The 17,281-nt window shown below is 59.0% G+C and carries 16 protein-coding genes, 1 tRNA gene and 1 pseudogene; 14 read left to right on the top strand and 4 right to left on the bottom strand.

What is annotated here, in order from left to right; genetic code table 11:
* Positions 1-138: 138 nt before the first annotated feature.
* The 3 genes from PL599_RS06885 to PL599_RS06875 all read left to right on the top strand — a co-directional run bounded on the left by PL599_RS06885 (position 139) and on the right by PL599_RS06875 (position 3,565).
* On the top strand, positions 139-1,014 hold the full coding sequence (locus PL599_RS06885) for a flagellin N-terminal helical domain-containing protein (protein ID WP_077983415.1): 876 nt from the start codon (positions 139-141) through the stop codon (positions 1,012-1,014).
* Positions 1,015-1,419: 405 nt separating this feature from the next.
* Complete coding sequence (locus PL599_RS06880; protein WP_269823346.1) at positions 1,420-2,382, top strand: flagellin N-terminal helical domain-containing protein; 963 nt, start codon at positions 1,420-1,422, stop codon at positions 2,380-2,382.
* Between the two features lie 241 nt (positions 2,383-2,623).
* Positions 2,624-3,565, top strand: a complete 942-nt coding sequence (locus PL599_RS06875; RefSeq protein WP_077985423.1) for a flagellin N-terminal helical domain-containing protein — start codon at positions 2,624-2,626, stop codon at positions 3,563-3,565.
* 188 nt (positions 3,566-3,753) lie between these two features.
* Here the strand turns inward: PL599_RS06875 and PL599_RS06870 are convergent.
* Positions 3,754-3,828: transfer RNA gene (locus tag PL599_RS06870), tRNA-Thr, on the bottom strand.
* A 155-nt stretch (positions 3,829-3,983) separates the two neighbouring features.
* Between PL599_RS06870 and PL599_RS06865 the strand changes: the two genes are divergently transcribed.
* From PL599_RS06865 to PL599_RS06820, 10 genes are all read left to right on the top strand, one after another.
* Positions 3,984-4,250 carry a hypothetical protein gene (locus PL599_RS06865; protein ID WP_077985422.1) on the top strand — a complete coding sequence of 89 codons (267 nt, stop codon included), beginning with the start codon at positions 3,984-3,986 and terminating at the stop codon, positions 4,248-4,250.
* A gap of 101 nt (positions 4,251-4,351) precedes the next feature.
* Positions 4,352-5,644, top strand: coding sequence for a UDP-N-acetylglucosamine 1-carboxyvinyltransferase (gene murA / locus PL599_RS06860; RefSeq protein ID WP_077985421.1), 1,293 nt, complete (start codon positions 4,352-4,354; stop codon positions 5,642-5,644).
* Between the two features lie 114 nt (positions 5,645-5,758).
* Positions 5,759-6,199 (top strand): DUF2948 family protein, encoded by a 441-nt coding sequence (locus tag PL599_RS06855; RefSeq protein WP_269823347.1) that lies wholly within the window; start codon positions 5,759-5,761, stop codon positions 6,197-6,199.
* A gap of 133 nt (positions 6,200-6,332) precedes the next feature.
* Entirely contained in the window at positions 6,333-7,631 is a 1,299-nt protein-coding gene (gene hisD / locus PL599_RS06850; RefSeq protein WP_269823348.1) for a histidinol dehydrogenase, read from the top strand.
* A 3-nt stretch (positions 7,632-7,634) separates the two neighbouring features.
* A complete protein-coding gene (locus PL599_RS06845; RefSeq protein ID WP_137409753.1) occupies positions 7,635-8,108 on the top strand; it encodes a UPF0262 family protein in 474 nt (157 codons plus the stop codon).
* A gap of 2 nt (positions 8,109-8,110) precedes the next feature.
* Entirely contained in the window at positions 8,111-8,599 is a 489-nt protein-coding gene (locus tag PL599_RS06840) for an arsenate-mycothiol transferase ArsC (RefSeq protein WP_004432476.1), read from the top strand.
* Positions 8,600-8,742: 143 nt separating this feature from the next.
* Positions 8,743-8,961, top strand: coding sequence for a translation initiation factor IF-1 (gene infA / locus PL599_RS06835; RefSeq protein WP_003503453.1), 219 nt, complete (start codon positions 8,743-8,745; stop codon positions 8,959-8,961).
* Between the two features lie 33 nt (positions 8,962-8,994).
* Positions 8,995-9,618, top strand: coding sequence for a Maf-like protein (locus PL599_RS06830; protein WP_077985417.1), 624 nt, complete (start codon positions 8,995-8,997; stop codon positions 9,616-9,618).
* Between the two features lie 3 nt (positions 9,619-9,621).
* Positions 9,622-9,849, top strand: a complete 228-nt coding sequence (gene yacG, locus PL599_RS06825) for a DNA gyrase inhibitor YacG (RefSeq protein ID WP_269823349.1) — start codon at positions 9,622-9,624, stop codon at positions 9,847-9,849.
* Between the two features lie 147 nt (positions 9,850-9,996).
* Complete coding sequence (locus PL599_RS06820; RefSeq protein ID WP_269823350.1) at positions 9,997-10,833, top strand: DUF6030 family protein; 837 nt, start codon at positions 9,997-9,999, stop codon at positions 10,831-10,833.
* Between the two features lie 12 nt (positions 10,834-10,845).
* Here the strand turns inward: PL599_RS06820 and galE are convergent, their stop codons facing one another.
* From galE to mscL, 3 genes are all read right to left on the bottom strand, one after another.
* The gene (gene galE / locus PL599_RS06815) at positions 10,846-11,877 is read right to left on the bottom strand and encodes a UDP-glucose 4-epimerase GalE (RefSeq protein ID WP_142912717.1); all 1,032 of its coding nucleotides are present in this window, start codon (positions 11,875-11,877) and stop codon (positions 10,846-10,848) included.
* A 327-nt stretch (positions 11,878-12,204) separates the two neighbouring features.
* Positions 12,205-13,371, bottom strand: coding sequence for a pyridoxal phosphate-dependent aminotransferase (locus PL599_RS06810; protein WP_269823352.1), 1,167 nt, complete (start codon positions 13,369-13,371; stop codon positions 12,205-12,207).
* A gap of 151 nt (positions 13,372-13,522) precedes the next feature.
* Positions 13,523-13,951: a large conductance mechanosensitive channel protein MscL gene (mscL, locus tag PL599_RS06805; RefSeq protein ID WP_077985413.1), complete on the bottom strand. Its 429-nt coding sequence runs from the start codon at positions 13,949-13,951 to the stop codon at positions 13,523-13,525.
* A 218-nt stretch (positions 13,952-14,169) separates the two neighbouring features.
* Here mscL and PL599_RS06800 point away from each other — a divergent pair.
* Positions 14,170-17,221, top strand: a pseudogene (locus PL599_RS06800) (sensor histidine kinase); the annotation flags it as partial.
* Between the last annotated feature and the right edge of the window lie 60 nt (positions 17,222-17,281).

The following is a 17,281-nucleotide window of genomic DNA, read 5'->3' as shown; positions in this document are numbered from 1 at the left end:
ATCACACGCAGCGGGTTTGGTTTCCGAAACTAAGAATTTCTGAACCGAGTGGCATGAAGCCGAAACGTTGCGACCGGTAATACCAAGTCCGGAATGTCCCCACTCCAGTATTTCGTAAAAACAAGGGACACATTTATTATGGCAAGCATTCTCACCAATGTCGGCGCAACCGCCGCTCTCCAGACTCTCCGCTCGATTGCTTCCAACATGGAAGACACGCAGGGCCGCATCTCCTCCGGTCTGCGCGTCGGCTCGGCTACCGACAACGCTGCTTACTGGTCGATCGCAACGACCATGCGTTCGGACAATGAAGCTCTTGGTGCCGTTCAGGACGCCCTCGGCCTCGGCGCTGCGAAAGTAGACACGGCCTATGCAGGCATGGAAGCTGCTATCGACGTCGTGAAGGAAATCAAGAACAAATACGTTGCCGCCAGCGAACAGACTGCGGACCGCGGCAAGATCCAGGAAGAAATCACCCAGTTGAAGTCGCAGCTTATTTCGATCGCGGAAAGCGGTTCGTTCAACGGCGAAAACTGGCTGCTCAATGATCTCAGCTCCGCGAACAAAACCGTGGTTTCCGGCTTCGTCCGCGCTGCTGACGGCACGACGTCCGTTAAGACGACGGCTTATACACTTTCGGCAACCAACGTACTGTTCGAAGCTGCTGCCGGCACCGGCGGTATTCTGGGCGCCACCTACGCTCTGGCGAACATGGACGCGACGACGACCGATGCAACCGTCGCAACCAACCTCAGCACCGTCGAAGCCGCTCTGAAGGCGATGACCAGCGCTGGCGCCAAGCTCGGCTCTGTTTCCATGCGTATCGACCTGCAGCAGGACTTCGCAACGAAGCTCTCCGACTCCCTCGAAAAGGGCATTGGCCGCCTCGTCGACGCCGACATGAACGAAGAGTCCACCAAGCTGAAGGCTCTGCAGACGCAGCAGCAGCTGGCAATCCAGGCTCTGTCGATCGCCAACAGCGACTCGCAGAACATCCTGTCGCTCTTCCGCTAAGAGCCGAGCTTCTCATAGCCCTTCGGGGCTGGGGGATCCATTTCTTCCCATAAGCAAACGGGGGCTGACCGAACGCGGATTGGGATAGAAAGCATAAAGGTCCGAAAGGCTGAATCGGACTGAATGCATCCACGAGGCCGCATCCGGAAACGGATGCGGCCTTATCTTTTTCTTAAACTTTCGGGGATACGCGCGCGTGCGCGCGAGAGTTGCAATTTTAAATTTTCCGGGATGAATTTCTTTCCGCGCTTATCAATTCATTAACCAAACCCGCGTTACCTAATGCACATCGAAACGGCGAGCTAACGTTAAAAATCAGCCAGTTAGCAGGCATGATGCTGTACGCCGTTCCCGGTGAAACCGGAATGTCCCTTCTTTAATCAGCCATTCAAGGGGCACACTACTATGACGAGCATTATCACGAATGTCGCAGCAATGTCTGCGCTCCAGACCCTGCGCTCTATCGGCCAGAACATGGAATCCACCCAGGCACGCGTTTCCTCCGGCCTTCGCGTTGGCGAAGCTGCGGACAATGCTGCTTACTGGTCGATCGCGACCACAATGCGCTCCGACAACATGGCGCTTTCCTCGGTTTCCGACGCTCTCGGCCTCGGCGCCGCCAAGGTAGACACCGCTTCTGCCGGTATGGAATCGGCAATCGAAGTCGTGAAGGAAATCAAGGCAAAGCTGGTCACGGCAACGGAAGAAGGCGTCGACCGCACCAAGGTTCAGGAAGAAATCGGCCAGCTCCAGAAGCAGCTCGCATCGATCGCACAGGGCGCATCCTTCTACGGCGAAAACTGGCTGGTAGGCGCTTCGACCCTCGGCGCAGCAACACCCGGCACGGCCCCGGACAAGTCGGTCGTTGCCGGCTTCGTTCGCTCCACCGGTGGCGCCGTTAACGTCACGACCACGAAATACGCCCTCGACAGCACCGCTACCGGCAATACGCTCTTCGGCTCGGTCGACTCGGCAGGCGTCCCCGACACGACCGGCATTCTCGGCACGACCGGAACATTCACAACTGTCGCCGCCCAGTCCGTCTACACGCTTAATATCACCCAGTATGCAGCCGCAGACCGCGCCACCAACATGGCCGAAGCCTTGACGCTGGTTGAAAACGCCCTGAAGGCAATGACGAGCGCTGCAGCAAAGCTCGGTTCGCTCTCCATGCGTATCGGCTTGCAGGAAGATTTCGCTTCCAAGCTGTCCGACTCCATCGACAAGGGCGTCGGCCGCCTCGTGGACGCTGACATGAACGAAGAATCCACCCGCCTTAAGGCTCTGCAGACCCAGCAGCAGCTCGGCGTTCAGGCTCTCTCGATCGCCAACAGCAACTCCGAAAGCATCCTGTCGCTCTTCCGTTAATCGAAGACCGAAAGCGAAAAAATCAACCGCGCCGAAAGGCGCGGTTTTTGTTTGTCCAATGGCCCCGAAAAATTAAGAGATTTCTAGATTAAGAGTTCATTAACCAAATCACGGCTAAATCAGCGCATCGAAACGACTCGTTAACCAAGACGAAAAAGAGGTTAACAGGCATCACGCCGCTCAGTCGTTTCCGGCGATCCCGGAATGTCCCTTCCCATTTAGCCAGCTCAGAGGGGCAATTATGACAAGCATTATCACGAATGTCGCCGCCATGTCGGCGCTTCAAACCCTGCGCGCCATCAGCGGCCAGCTCGAAGAAACCCAATCCCGTGTCTCTTCGGGCCTGCGGGTAAAATCGGCCTCCGATAACGCCGCCTATTGGTCGATCGCGACGACCATGCGTTCCGATAACATGGCTCTGTCCGCCGTTCAGGATGCGCTGGGGCTTGGCGCCGCCAAGGTCGATGTCGCTTATTCCGCGATGGAAAGCACCGTCGAAGTCGTCAAGGAAATCAAGTCGAAAATCGTCGCGGCAACCGAAGAGGGTGTCGACAAGACCAAAATCCAGGAAGAAATCGACCAGCTGAAAAAACAGCTCGAATCGATTGCACAGGGTGCATCTTTCAGTGGCGAAAACTGGCTGCTGGGCACCGGCGCCAAGACCGTCGTTTCCGGTTTTGTGCGCGATGGCGCCGGCACCGTCAGCGTCACGAAAACGGACTATACGCTTGTCGACACCACCGCCGGCACAACAACCGCCAATGTGCTTTTCGGCCTGACCGGCTCGCCCGCAACGCTTGACACGACAAAGGGCATCATCGGCCAGCCCGGCACGGCGTCCGGCATTTCCGTATGGAATATCGATCTCAAGCTCTTCAATTCTGCAACGCCGCCGACCTACACTATCGGGAACCTTCTCACCGATGTCGAAACGGCATTTCAGTCGATCAGCAGCGCATCCGCCGCTCTCGGTTCCATCAAGATGCGCATCGGCCTGCAGGAAGACTTCGTCTCAAAACTCACCGACTCCATCGACAAGGGCATCGGCCGTCTCGTCGATGCGGACATGAACGAAGAATCCACCAAGCTCAAGGCTCTTCAGACACAGCAGCAGCTTGGCATCCAGTCGCTCTCCATCGCCAATACCAGTTCCGAAAATATCCTGTCGCTATTCCGCCAGTAAGCGGCGCCCGTTGGCTACGGGCGGTTTCGTCCCGCTCTGGCAGCAACAGAATATTCGGATGTGGAAACCGCGCTTCGCAAGGGGCGCGGTTTTCCATTTGCCGCAAACTGCGTGGCACACGCATGGATCATGCAGCCGCAGGCGACAGGTTCAACAACCATGTAAACATTTGAAACTTTGGAGAGAAATGGTGCTGCTAGAGAGATTTGAACTCTCGGCCTCTCCCTTACCAAGGGAGTGCTCTACCCCTGAGCTATAGCAGCATCCGGTGCCGAAGCGTTTGCTTCAGCATCAAGCGTGGCGGCCTATTGCCATAGGTTTTTGACGAGCGCAAGTCGCAAAACGATATTCTTCATCCAGCGGGGCAAAAAAGCGTGCCCCCTGTTGAAAAATGCATTTTTCAGATATTGCTCATTCTATGAACGAACATCATGACAAACAGGCAAAGGCAGCGCTTTCCGCCGGTGCTTCCGCGGAGGCATCCGTCCCGGAGACCGATGGCAAGCTTCAGGCGGGGCCGGGCGAAAAGGCACGACAGCGCGAGGCGGAGCGCAAGGCGCGCGCGGCCAAGAAGCTTCGTGAAAATCTTTTGAAGCGCAAACAGCAGGTTCGTGCGCGCCGCGCAGGCGAAGAAGACCAGACGATTGGCCTGCCTGCCGCAAAAACGGACGAATCATCCTCATAGAGAATTCACCAGCATAAAATTGAAACGCCGCGGAAACTGGTCTAAGGACACGCCTTTCCGCAAGGCACGATAGAAAGGCGGGCACAGGCCCGTAGGGACGCATGGATCGCATCAGAATTACGGGTGGCAACAAGCTCAACGGCGTCATCCCCATCTCCGGCGCAAAAAACGCCGCCTTGCCGTTGATGATCGCATCGCTTCTCACCAGCGATACTCTGACGCTCGAAAACGTCCCGCATCTGGCTGACGTGGAGCAGCTCATCCGCATTCTCGGCAATCACGGCGTGGATATTTCAGTCAACGGTCGCCGCGAAAGCCAGGGCGAGGCCTATTCCCGCACCGTGCATTTCACCTGCCGCACCATTGTCGATACCACCGCACCTTACGAGCTGGTGTCCAAGATGCGCGCAAGCTTCTGGGTCATCGGCCCGCTTCTGGCACGTGAGGGCCGCGCCCGCGTTTCGCTGCCCGGCGGCTGCGCCATCGGCACGCGCCCGGTCGACCTGTTCATCGAGGGCCTGCAGGCGCTCGGCGCAACGATGGAGATCGATGGCGGCTACATCAACGCCACCGCTCCCAAGGGCGGCCTGATCGGCGCTGTCTATACCTTCCCGAAAGTTTCCGTCGGCGCGACACATGTGATGCTGATGGCGGCAAGCCTTGCCCGCGGCACCACCGTCATCCACAACGCCGCGCGCGAGCCGGAAGTGGTCGATCTGGCCCAGTGCCTGATCGCCATGGGTGCGAAGATCGAAGGCGCCGGCACCTCCACCATCACCATCGAAGGCGTTACCTCTCTCTCCGGCGCGCGCCATCGCGTTCTGCCGGATCGTATCGAAACCGGCACCTATGCCATGGCAGTGGCAATGACCGGCGGTGACGTGGTGCTGGAAGGCACGCGCGCAGCGCTGCTGGACAACGCGCTCGACACGCTCAGGCTTGCAGGCGCCACGATCAGCGAGACGGAGACCGGCCTTCGCGTCGTGCGCAACGGCAACGGCATCCAGCCGGTCGATATCGTCACCGAACCTTTCCCCGGCTTCCCCACCGACCTGCAGGCACAGTTCATGGCGCTGATGACCCGTTCGCAGGGCGTCTCCCACATCACCGAAACCATCTTTGAAAACCGCTTCATGCATGTGCAGGAACTCGCCCGTCTCGGTGCGAAGATTTCGCTTTCCGGCCAGATGGCCCGCATCGAAGGCGTCTCCCGCCTGAAGGGCGCGCCTGTCATGGCGACCGACCTGCGCGCTTCCGTATCGCTGGTCATTGCCGGCCTCGTGGCGGAAGGCGAAACCATGGTGTCGCGCGTCTACCACCTGGATCGCGGCTTCGAACGCCTTGAGGAAAAGCTCAACCGCTGCGGTGCGCTGGTCGAACGCGTCAGCGATTGATCCTGTCTTCGCCGCTCATCCGTTTTCTACCCGTTGCAGAGTGGGCCCGGACTGCCTATTTCCAATGTAAGTCATGGAAATAGCGGTCCGCACCGCAGAAGAAGGAAGAAAAAGATGAGCGGCCTGAAATTACTCGCGCTGGATACTGAAGATCTCTCCGTCATTTCGACGCATATGCAGGACAGTGTCTTCAAGCTGAAGGATGTCGCCTTCGAGCCGAGGCATGGCCAATTCACGCTTTCCGCCAACCGTTTCGTCTGGGAAAGCACTGACAAAAAGAACCTGCCGCCGGAACGCTGCCGCAGCGTCGTTTTCCTGAAACGCGTCTCCGCCGTTCGCTCGCAGTCAATCAATCTTGCCGACAGGGAGCAGGTGCTTTCGCTTCTTGCGATGCGCTTCAAACCAAACGGCGAAGGCCCTGATGGCCTTGTGGAACTGGCGCTTTCCGGCGGCGGCACCATCGCTCTTGATGTCGAATGCATCGAGGCGCAATTGACCGATGTGAGCGGCGCATGGGAAACGGCTGCCAAACCGCATCATCCAGACAGCGAATAAGCACACCGCGCCATTGCAACGGTTGCCTTTCGTCACCGTTTCGATTTATGCCACATACCAGAGCCGCAATTTTTCTGCGGTGAGTTCGTGCACCTCGCGGGTCCACCCGCGGGGACTATGAAAGGGTAATGGCGTGGCAATCTGGCTGGAGCGGGCATCGGCTGATTTCGAACAGAAATTCGCGACCTTCCTGACAACCAAGAGAGAAGTTTCCGAAGACGTCAACGCAACCGTTCGCGACATCATCGACGATGTCCGCCATCGCGGCGATGAGGCCCTTGCCCATTATTCCCAGAAATTCGACGGCATCGATTTCACCAAGGTTTCGATGCGTGTCACGGCGGATGAAATCGACGCGGCCTTTGCCGCCGTCGACAGCAGCGTGATCGAGGCGCTTGAACTTGCCGCCCGTCGTATCGAAAAACACCATGCACGGCAGATGCCGAAGGATGACATCTACGAGGACGAGATCGGCGTGGGCCTCGGCTCGCGCTGGACCGCCATCGAGGCCGTCGGCCTTTATGTGCCGGGTGGCACCGCCAGCTATCCAAGCTCCGTCCTGATGAACGCGGTGCCGGCCAAGGTTGCCGGTGTGGAGCGCATCGTCATGGTCGTGCCGGCCAATGGCGGCGCGGTCAATCCGGCGGTGCTGGCTGCGGCGCGTATTGCGGGCGTCGAGGAAATCTATCGCATCGGCGGCGCGCAGGCTGTGGCCGCACTTGCCTATGGCACGCAAACCATCGCGCCGGTCGCCAAGATCGTCGGCCCCGGCAATGCCTATGTGGCGGCCGCAAAACGCCAGGTCTTCGGCACCGTCGGCATCGACATGATCGCCGGGCCTTCCGAAGTGCTTGTCATCGCCGACAAGGACAATGATCCGGACTGGCTGGCCGCCGATCTTCTGGCGCAGGCGGAGCACGATCGCGGCGCGCAGTCCATCCTCATCACCGACAACGCCGAACTCGGCAAGGCCGTTGAAGCGGCTGTCGAGCGGCAGTTGAAGCGCCTGTCACGCTCCGAGACGGCGGCGGCAAGCTGGGCAGATTTCGGCGCGGTCATCCTGGTCGAAAATCTCGCCGACGCCATTCCGCTCGCCAACCGCATCGCCGCCGAGCATCTGGAACTTGCCGTCGATGACCCGGATGCGCTGATGGCCCACATCCGCAATGCGGGAGCAATCTTCGTCGGGCGTCATACACCCGAAGTAATCGGCGATTATGTCGGCGGTTCCAACCACGTGCTGCCGACGGCGCGGTCGGCGCGCTTCTCCTCCGGACTTTCGGTGCTGGATTTCGTCAAGCGCACGTCGATCCTGCGGCTCGGGCCGGAGCAGTTGCGACAGCTTGCGCCCGCGGCGATCACCCTTGCCCGCTCCGAGGGACTGGATGCGCATGCGCGTTCGGTCTCCATTCGCCTCAATCCGGAAAGTTAAGCGATGGCTTCAGGCGATTTCCGGCTCTGCGACGTGGTACTGGACGACAGCATCGGCCGGTCCACGCCCGACGTTGAGCATGAACGCGCCGTCGCCATTTTCGATCTGATTGAAGAAAACAGCTTCGAACCCTTCGGCCATGATGGCGGCCCCTATCGGCTGCATATATCGCTGGTCGATTCCAAGCTGGTTTTCTCAATCCGCACCGAAGACGAGAAGGATGTCGCGACCCATATTCTGTCGCTGACGCCGTTCCGCCGCATCATCAAGGATTATTTCCTGATCTGCGAAAGCTATTACGAGGCGATCCGCTCCTCTACGCCGAGCCAGATCGAGGCTATCGACATGGGCCGGCGCGGCATTCACAATGACGGCTCGCAGACGCTGATGGACCGGCTTTCCGGCAAGATCAGGATAGATTTCGACACGGCGCGCCGCCTCTTCACCCTTGTCTGTGTGCTTTATTGGCGGGGTTAGAGATGATCGATCCTGCCGCAGCACCAAACGAGGGGCGAGCGCCCAAATCGGTCCTCTTCATGTGCGGCATGAACTCCATCCGTTCCCCCATGGCGGAGGTCATCGCCAAACGGCTGGTGGCGCCCGGCATCTATATACAGTCGGCAGGCGTGCGGGCCGGCGAGCGCGATCCTTTCGTGGATGCGGTGCTGGAAGAGCAGGGATTTTCGCTCGGCAAGCACAAACCACGCACTCTTGACGAGATCGAGGATGATTTTTTCGATCTGATCATTACATTGACACCCGAAGCCCATCATGCCGCACTGGAACTGACGCGCTCGAATTCACTGGACGTGGTCTATTGGCCGACCATGGACCCGACGGTGATCACAGGCACGCGCGAGCAGATCCTCGACGCCTATCGCGAGGTACGGGACCATCTGGCTAAGCTGATCTCGGAACGACTGCCGAGGCGGCAGCAGCCGGTGGCGGATACGCTTTCAAAAGACTGAAAACTGCCTCGGCCTGTTAAAATCAATCGCGATTTCCAAGCCGATGCTTTAGAGGTTCACAAATGTGCCGGGATTGTGTAGTTTCCGCGCAATTTTCCCGGACTCGATATGTCCGGCACTATCAACAGGAAGAAAACCCTTACATGACAAAAGAAGAAGTCCTTGAATTCCCGGGCATCGTAACCGAATTGCTGCCGAACGCAACATTCCGCGTGAAGCTTGAGAACGACCACGAAATCATCGCCCACACGGCGGGCCGCATGCGCAAGAACCGTATCCGCGTTCTGGCGGGCGACAAGGTGCTGGTCGAAATGACGCCTTACGACCTCACCAAGGGCCGCATCACCTATCGCTTCAAGTAATCCATTTTCCGCATCGGACGCCCGGGCAGCGCAATGACCAATTCAAAACAAAAGCTCGTTCTGGCATCCGGCTCGCCGCGGCGTCTGGAGCTGCTGCATCAGATCGGCATCGAGCCTGCACGTCTAATGCCGATGGATATTGACGAGACGCCGGCCAAGCTCGAGCACCCGCGCACGCTCTGCCGCCGTCTGTCATTGCAGAAGGCGGAAGCCGCGCAGACGGCGCTGAAGAACGAGCAGGCGTGGAAAGACGCCTATGTCCTGGGATCCGATACGGTGGTCGCCGTCGGTCGCCGCATCGTCGGCAAGGCTGAATATACGGAAGAGGCCTCCGCGGCGCTGCATCTTCTCTCGGGGCGCAGCCATTGGGTCTATACCGGCATCTGTCTTGTGACCCCCGGTGGCAAAATCCGGCAGAAGGTGGCGGAGACCAAGGTGCGCTTCAAGCGCCTCTCCACGCGCGAGATCGAGGCTTACATCTCCTCGGGCCAGTGGCGCGGCAAAGCGGGAGCTTATGGTATCCAGGGCATTGCCGGCGCATTCGTACAGAAACTGACCGGCTCCTATACCAATGTCGTCGGCCTGCCGCTTTACGAAACCATGTCGCTTCTTTCTGGAGAAGGATTTGAAGTGACTTCGGGCTGGCTCGAAGGATAGGCCATGGCAAAGTCCACCACTGAAGGCGCCGGAACCGTCACCCCGCTTCGCAAATCCCAGCCATGCCCTGAATGCGGGCGGCCCTCGACACGCGAAGACTATCCTTTCTGTTCGGATCGCTGCCGCTCGCTCGATCTTGCCCGCTGGCTGAACGGCTCCTACGCCATTCCGGTTGCGGACGATGAAAGCAGCGCCAGCGGACAGGACAGCGGCAAGAATAACGCCGAATAGAGCCCGCATCGCCGGAAACTTCGGCAGTGAATTGCATAAAATTTTCAGAGCGACCGCTCGAACCGAATATTCACCGGGCTACCAACGGCCCGAAAAGCCATATCAGAACCGGCTGACGCCCTCCCCCGCCAGCCTTGAGGTCTTGCGATGGACGCGGGCTTGCAGAAGAGAGTGAGCCATGGCGTGCTGCTGTTTGCGGTGCTGGCCGTTTGCCTTGCCATCGGCGCAACGGTGCTGCTGGCCAATGACAGGAAACATCTCAAAAGCCTGCTGATTTATCTCAATCTGGCATCCACCACAGGCTCCGTGGAACCACCGCCGAAGATGAAGCCCGTCAAACGGCAAAAATCGGTTGCCCCAAAAGTCTCTCTGCCGCCCCACCTGCTGAAATTCGAGCAAGCGGGCGACAGGGCATCTTTTGCCCGCGATTTCGTTGTTCCCGGCAAGGAGCTTTGCGGCCGCATTACTGCCGCAGGTTTTTCCAACCCACAGGGCTGGCACGCGAGCCCGGTCAACATCCGCAATTTCGAATGCATGGCCGATCTTGCGGCAGGAAACGCATCAGACCCAGCCGAGCGGGCATCGCTCTTTCTCGAAATAAGGGGGGAAGCCTCGGGACAAATTCGCTCCATCAGGATGAAGGCCGTCGCGCCCAAGACACCGGACGGAGCGACCGTTCTGTCAAAGCTCGATGAAGCGGTCGCCATGATTATCGGACAGACACGCTGGGCCGATTTGGCGGACATGCTTGAGCCGGCACGCCGGATGCAGCCCTATCAGGCACAACATTTCGGTATTTCGGTTTCCATAAAACCGGAACCAACGGCGCCGCACCGCCTGAACGTGATTTTGCTCGCAAGCGAACAATCGCCGGGGTTGAAGCTGACACGCAGTTTCTTCGACCGGGATCGCTGGCTTAGCCCAGCCGCTCCACCGGATCGGCCGGCGATCTATGCTTCCGCCAAGAAAGACCGTGTACGGTAAGGCGAAGGCCGCTCAGCCTATTGCAGCCAGCTTGCGCCGCACCGGCGGAATCCTGTCGCTTTGCAGGGTCTGGCGTTTGGCCTCCCACTGAAGCGCCGTGCGAACGATTGTCGCCAGATCGTTGAAGCGGGGACGCCAGCCCAGTTCCGACTGGATACGCGACGAATCCGCCACCATGGCCGCAATATCACCCGGGCGGCGCGGACAATGGATAATCGGGAAATCGCGTCCCGATTCCCGCTGCACAGCCTGCAGGACCTCCAGAACCGAATAACCGACGCCATAACCGCAATTGAGTGTGCGGGTGCCGCCACCGGCACGCAGATGCGCCATGGCCAGCATATGTGCATCGATCAGGTCGCTGACGTGAATATAGTCGCGAACACCGGTGCCATCGGCGGTCGGGTAATCCGTTCCGTAAACTTCCACCCGGTCGCGACGACCGTTTGCCGTTTCGCAGGCGACTTTGATGAGGTTCGCAACGCCCGTGGGCGAAGGCCCGGCGCGGCCCTGCGGGTCGGCTCCGGCGACATTGAAATAACGCAGCGCCACATAGTTGAAATCATGCGCCTGCACGACATCGCGCAGCATGATTTCGGACGCCAGCTTCGACAGGCCGTAAGGATTTTCCGGGCTGAGGATCGCGGTTTCAGGAACGGGACCATCAAAGGGCTGGTTTCCATAAACGGCGGCTGTCGAGGAGAAGATGAAATTGCAAATGCCATGGCTCACCGCCGCAGCGACGAGGGCGCGGGTCGTGCCCGTATTGTTTTCGTAATATTCGAGCGGCTGGCTGATGGATTCAGGAACGCTGACAGAGCCTGCGAAATGGAAAATGGTTTCGATCCGGTTTTCTTCGAAAATCTGGTCGAGCAGGGCGCGGTCCGCCGCATCGCCCAGGTAAAAACGCGCCGCAGGCGCAACAGCCCAGCGCGACCCCGTTGAAAGCCGGTCGACAACAACGACCTCTTCCCCGGCGTCGAGCAAAGCCCACACCATGTGGCTTCCTATATAACCGGCCCCACCCGTGACCAGAACAGCCATGACACTACTTCCCTGTTTGCTTTTCTTGAGCTCATCAAAGCCGTTAATTCTTCATCATTGATTACTTGCACAGCGAATACGCGGCCAATCCACCGCCCCATTAAAAAGGTGGCTTACGATTGGTTAGCGCAATGAAGTGCTTTTTATTTATTAGTGAAAATGTTCTCATAAATGGAACAAGGAGCGCATATCACAGAAAACGCCCCACGTCGATGGTTGCGCCGTGGGGTTGCAGTTTTAGGCCTTCGCTGTGATTTTGTTGTCGATTTCCCTACCGCAGCGCGATCCCGGCACGGCAGGGAAAACCCTGGCACGGAAAGCCGACGCTTACCTGCCGAGGATATAGGATGCCAGCCGATCGGCCGCGTCTTCCATCTGCCTGGGGTTGCGCAGGAAGCAGGCGCGGAGAAAAAGCTCCCCTCCCGGGCCAAAGGCCGTGCCGGGCGCAAGACCGACCCCGGTCTTGTCGACGATATCGAGCGCGGTGGCCCGGCTGTCCGTCACGCCGTCTATCTTGAGAAAGGCATAGAGAGCGCCGTCGGGCTTCAGGGTTTCCACACGGTTCGTCGCGATGAGCGCATCGCAGAGAATGTCGCGGGAGGTCAAAGCGCGTTGGTAATTCTCGCGGACGAAACCATCGCCGTGATCGAGGGCGGCGACCGCGCCGCGCTGCATGAATTGCGCCACGCCTGAGGTGGAATATTGAATGAGATTCTCGATCACCTGGCCAATGGCAGGCGGGGCGACAAGCCAGCCGACGCGCCAGCCGGTCATGGACCAGTTCTTCGAGAAGGAATTGGCGAAGACGATCTTGTCGTCCGGCTCCATGACATCAAGGAAGGACGGCGCACGGCTGCCGGAATAGTGATAAAGCGCATAAATCTCGTCGGCGACGATCCACAGATCGTGTTTGCGGGCAAGCGCCAGAACATCACGAAGATTGTCGAGGGTCGCCGTCCAGCCGGTGGGATTGGAAGGGGTATTGATGAAAAGCGCCTTCGTCTTATCCGTGATCGCGCTTTCCAGCCTGTTGATATCGAGATCCCAGCGGCCGTCGCGGAAATCGATACCGACCGGAACGGCCTTCGCACCCGCCACGCCAATGGCGGCGACGATATTCGGCCATGTCGGAGACAGATAGACCATTTCGTCACCGGGCGAGGTCAGCGCCTGCACGGCAAGCACGATAGCCTGCATGCCGGAACCGGTCGCGTAAAAATGCTCCGGCGGCAGCGACGCTGCGAAATGCCGCTCGTAATAACGGCTCAGCGCCTGGCGCAACTCGGGAATGCCGCGCTGCCAAGTGTAGAAGGTTTCGCCATTGTTCAGCCCATCGATGGCGGCCTGATTGATGAAATCCGGGCTCGGCAGATCGCCCTCGCCGACCCACAACGGCAGGAGATTGTCCCGCGCCCGGGCATAATTCACGACTTCAACGATGCCGCTCTCGGGAGCCGCCAGAGAGCGCGCACTCAGACTGTTCAAAATGGACATTAAAGACACTCCGTTTGGTGCCTTCTTATCGCATCGAACCAGCCATGTGCATGATATTCCGTGAGGCGATCATGGATTTTCTTTATGGATCGGCGCTAACGGGAAACCGCCGGCCACTACAGGCCGGCGGATAAAGGCGGGCGTAACCGGATCAGCGCGTCTTCAAAAGATCGCGGATTTCGGTCAGGAGCCTGACGTCTTCCGGCGGCGGGGCAGCTGCCGGCTTTTCCTCTACCTTCTTGCGTTCAACGGAATCACGAAGCTTGTTGACGCCCTTGACCATCAGGAAAATGATCCAGGCAAGAATAAGAAAGTTGATGAGAACCGTCAGAAAGTTGCCGTAGGCGAAGACGGCGCCCTGATCGCGGGCGGCGGCGAGCGACGTGGCGTTGACATTGGAACTCAGCGGCAGAAAGTAGTTCGAAAAATCGAAACCGCCAAAGATCGCGCCAACAATCGGCATAATGAGATCGTTGACGACGGAGTCGACGATCTTGCTGAAAGCCGCACCGATAATAACACCCACGGCCAGATCCATGACATTGCCGCGGGCAATGAAGGTTTTAAATTCGTTAAGCATTCAGATTGTCCCTCTCTCCTGCTTCGCGAGCTGAAGCTATGTGACTGTCCCTACGGATGGAACCATATAAGGTCCGGGCATCATTTGGAATCCGCGGGATTGCATTTATTAGCTTTTCTGCACGCTCACCTTGAACTTTATGCTCAGACCGCGCTCATTCTCAACGGCGAAGAATTCGCCTATGCTCATATCAAGGAATTCCTGCATGGGGAGGATGCGTGCTTCCTGGGTGGATCATATTCGGTTCGGCCTTCGCTTACGTCCTGCTGCTGTTTGCGGTTGCAAGCTATGGGGACAGGAAGAGCCGTAAGAGAAACGCTCCGAACAAGGGGCGCCCGTTCGTCTATGCGCTCAGCCTGGCGATCTATTGCACCTCCTGGACCTATTTCGGCGGTGTGGGGCTCGCGGCAGACAGGGGGCTGGAATTTCTTGGCATCTATACCGGTCCGATCCTTGCCTTCACCATCGGCATGCCGATCATCCGCCGCATCGTCGAACTGGCGAAAACGGAAAAGCTGACGTCCGTTGCGGATTTCATTGCCGCCCGTTACGGCAAGAACTCCACCGTGGCGATGATCGTCGCCATCATCGCTCTCGTCGGCGCCATTCCCTATATCGCGCTGCAGCTGAAAGCCGTTTCCAGCTCGGTCGCGACGATGGTCGATCCCGGCGATTACGGCATTGGCAGCGGCAATCTTTATTTCCTCGATCTGCCGCTGGTCGTCACCATTGTCATGGCGGGTTTTGCCGTGATGTTCGGGACACGCCACACCGATGCCACCGAACATCAGGACGGGCTCATTCTGGCGATTTCGATGGAATCGCTGATCAAGCTTGTCGCCATGTGCACCGTCGGCTTTTATGTGCTCTTCGTGCTTTTCGACGGCCCCGTGCATCTGTGGCAGCTGGCCTCCGACAACGAACAGGCCATGCGGGCCATATCCCATCACACGCCCGTCAGCCGCTGGGTCGTGATGACGCTGCTTTCCTGCTTCGCCATCATCCTGCTGCCGCGCCAGTTCCACGTTACCGTGGTTGAAAACCGCACGCCGCAAGAGCTGCGCATGGCGGGGTTCCTGCTGCCGCTCTACCTTGTCGCGATCAATATCTTCGTGTTGCCGATTGCGCTGGCCGGCATTCTGACGCTCGGCGCCAATGGCGACGCCGACCTCTACGTGCTGCAATTGCCGCTCAATCATCAGATGCCGGTGGTGTCGCTGATCACCTTCATCGGTGGATTTTCGGCGGCGACTGCGATGGTGATCGTCGCTTCGGTGGCCCTATCGATCATGATTTCCAACGATATCGTCATGCCGATCTTCCTGCGGCAGAAGCTGCTGAACCGTTCGCCGCACCGGGACGACTTCGCCAAGACGCTGCTCAACATCCGCAGGACGGCAATCTTTGCGGTGCTGCTTCTGGGCTATGGCTATTATCGCGCCGCCGACAGCGCCACGGGCCTCGCCTCCATCGGCCTTCTCGCATTCGCCGCCATTGCCCAGATGGCCCCTGCTTTGTTCGGCGGGCTGTTCTGGCGGCGCGCCAATGCGCGCGGCGCAATCGCCGGGCTGACTTCCGGTTTTTTCGTCTGGGCCTATCTGCTGTTCCTGCCAAGCTTCGGCGGACCGGATAATTCCGAAGTCGCCGCAAATATTCTCGGCTTCCTGTTTTCCGGCAGCACGGTGTTCAACGGGCCTGAAGCCGATCCATTCGTGAATGCGGTCATTCTCAGCCTGCTCGTCAACAGCCTTGCCTTTGTGCTCGGCTCGCTTTCGCGCAATCCGAGGCCGGTGGAGCGCATCCAGTCCGGCATCTTCGTCAAGCGCCACTCCAAATCGCAATTCGCCACGCGCGGCTGGAAAACCCGTGTCAGCGTCGGCGATCTCAAAAGCGCGGTCGCCCGTTATCTCGGCGAGGAGCGCATGCTGCGGTCACTCGCCACCTATGAAAAGACGGCGGGCAGGAAACTGAATGACGACCAGCCGGCGGATATGGCGCTGATCCATTTCTCCGAACAGCTGCTGGGCAGCGCCATCGGCTCCTCTTCCGCCCGCCTTGTGCTCTCGATCATTCTTCAGAAGGCGGAAGACACCAGCGCCGACACGGCATGGCTGCTCGACCAGGCAAGCGAGGCCCTGCAATATAATCAGGACATGCTGCAGACGGCGCTGGCCCAGATGGATCAGGGCATTGCGGTTTTCGACAGTTCGCAGCAGCTGACCATCTGGAACCGGCGCTTCCGCACCCTTCTGGATTTGCCCGAGCAATTCGGGCAGGTGGGCGTACCGCTCACGGATATCGTTTCGATGCTGCAGGAACGCGGCGACATGCCTGACGGCGATACGAATGAGCTGATTACCAGCTTCCTGACCATGGACCTGCCGTTCTCGCTGGTGCTGGCGGGCGGCGAACGCATCATCGAAGTGCGCTCCAACACCATGCCGGACAAGGGCATCGTCGCCACCTTCACCGATATTACCCAGCGTGTGGCGAGCGATCAGGCGCTGAAACAGGCAAACGAGACGCTGGAGCAGCGCGTGGCGGAGCGAACCGTGGAGCTTACCCGGGTCAACCGCGAACTGGCGGAAGCGAGGGCATCCGCCGACGAGGCGAATATCGGCAAGACACGGTTTTTCGCCGCCGCCGGCCACGATATTCTCCAGCCGCTGAATGCCGCCCGCCTCTATTCTTCCTCTCTGGTCGAGCGGCTTGGCGCATCGGGAGAAAGCGATCTCGTCCACAATATCGATTCGGCGCTGGAATCGGTCGAAACCATTCTCGGTGCGGTTCTCGATATTTCCCGCCTCGACACCGGCTCGATGAAGGCCCGCATGACATCGGTGCCGCTGAATGAATTGCTGAAACGCATCGAAACCGATTTCGCACCGATGGCGCAGGAGAAGAACCTCGACCTTGTCGTCATGCCGACCTCGCTCACGGTCCGCTCCGATCCCAATCTGCTGCGGCGTCTGATCCAAAATCTGGTTTCCAATGCCATCAAATATACGTTGAGGGGCAAGGTGATCGTCGGTGCGCGCCGCCGGGGCGGCGAAGTGGTCATTCAGGTGACGGACTCCGGTATCGGCATCCCCTCATCCAAATTTCGCACCGTCTTCAAGGAATTCGCCCGATTGGACGAAGGCGCCAAAACGGCATCCGGCCTCGGGCTCGGTCTCTCCATCGTCGACCGGCTGTCGCGCATGCTGCACCATCCGGTACAGCTGATTTCCACCCCCGGGAAAGGCACGACCTTCCGCATTCACCTGCCGCGCGAAGCGGACCGCCTCGAACCGGCCAAAACCGATGGCGGGACAATCGGTCCCGCAGCCA

This window comes from Agrobacterium sp. ST15.16.055, assembly GCF_027956555.1.
Lineage (GTDB): Bacteria > Pseudomonadota > Alphaproteobacteria > Rhizobiales > Rhizobiaceae > Agrobacterium > Agrobacterium salinitolerans.
The sequence above is the reverse complement of the archived record's forward strand: the minus strand, read 5'-3'. Positions and strand labels throughout refer to the sequence as shown.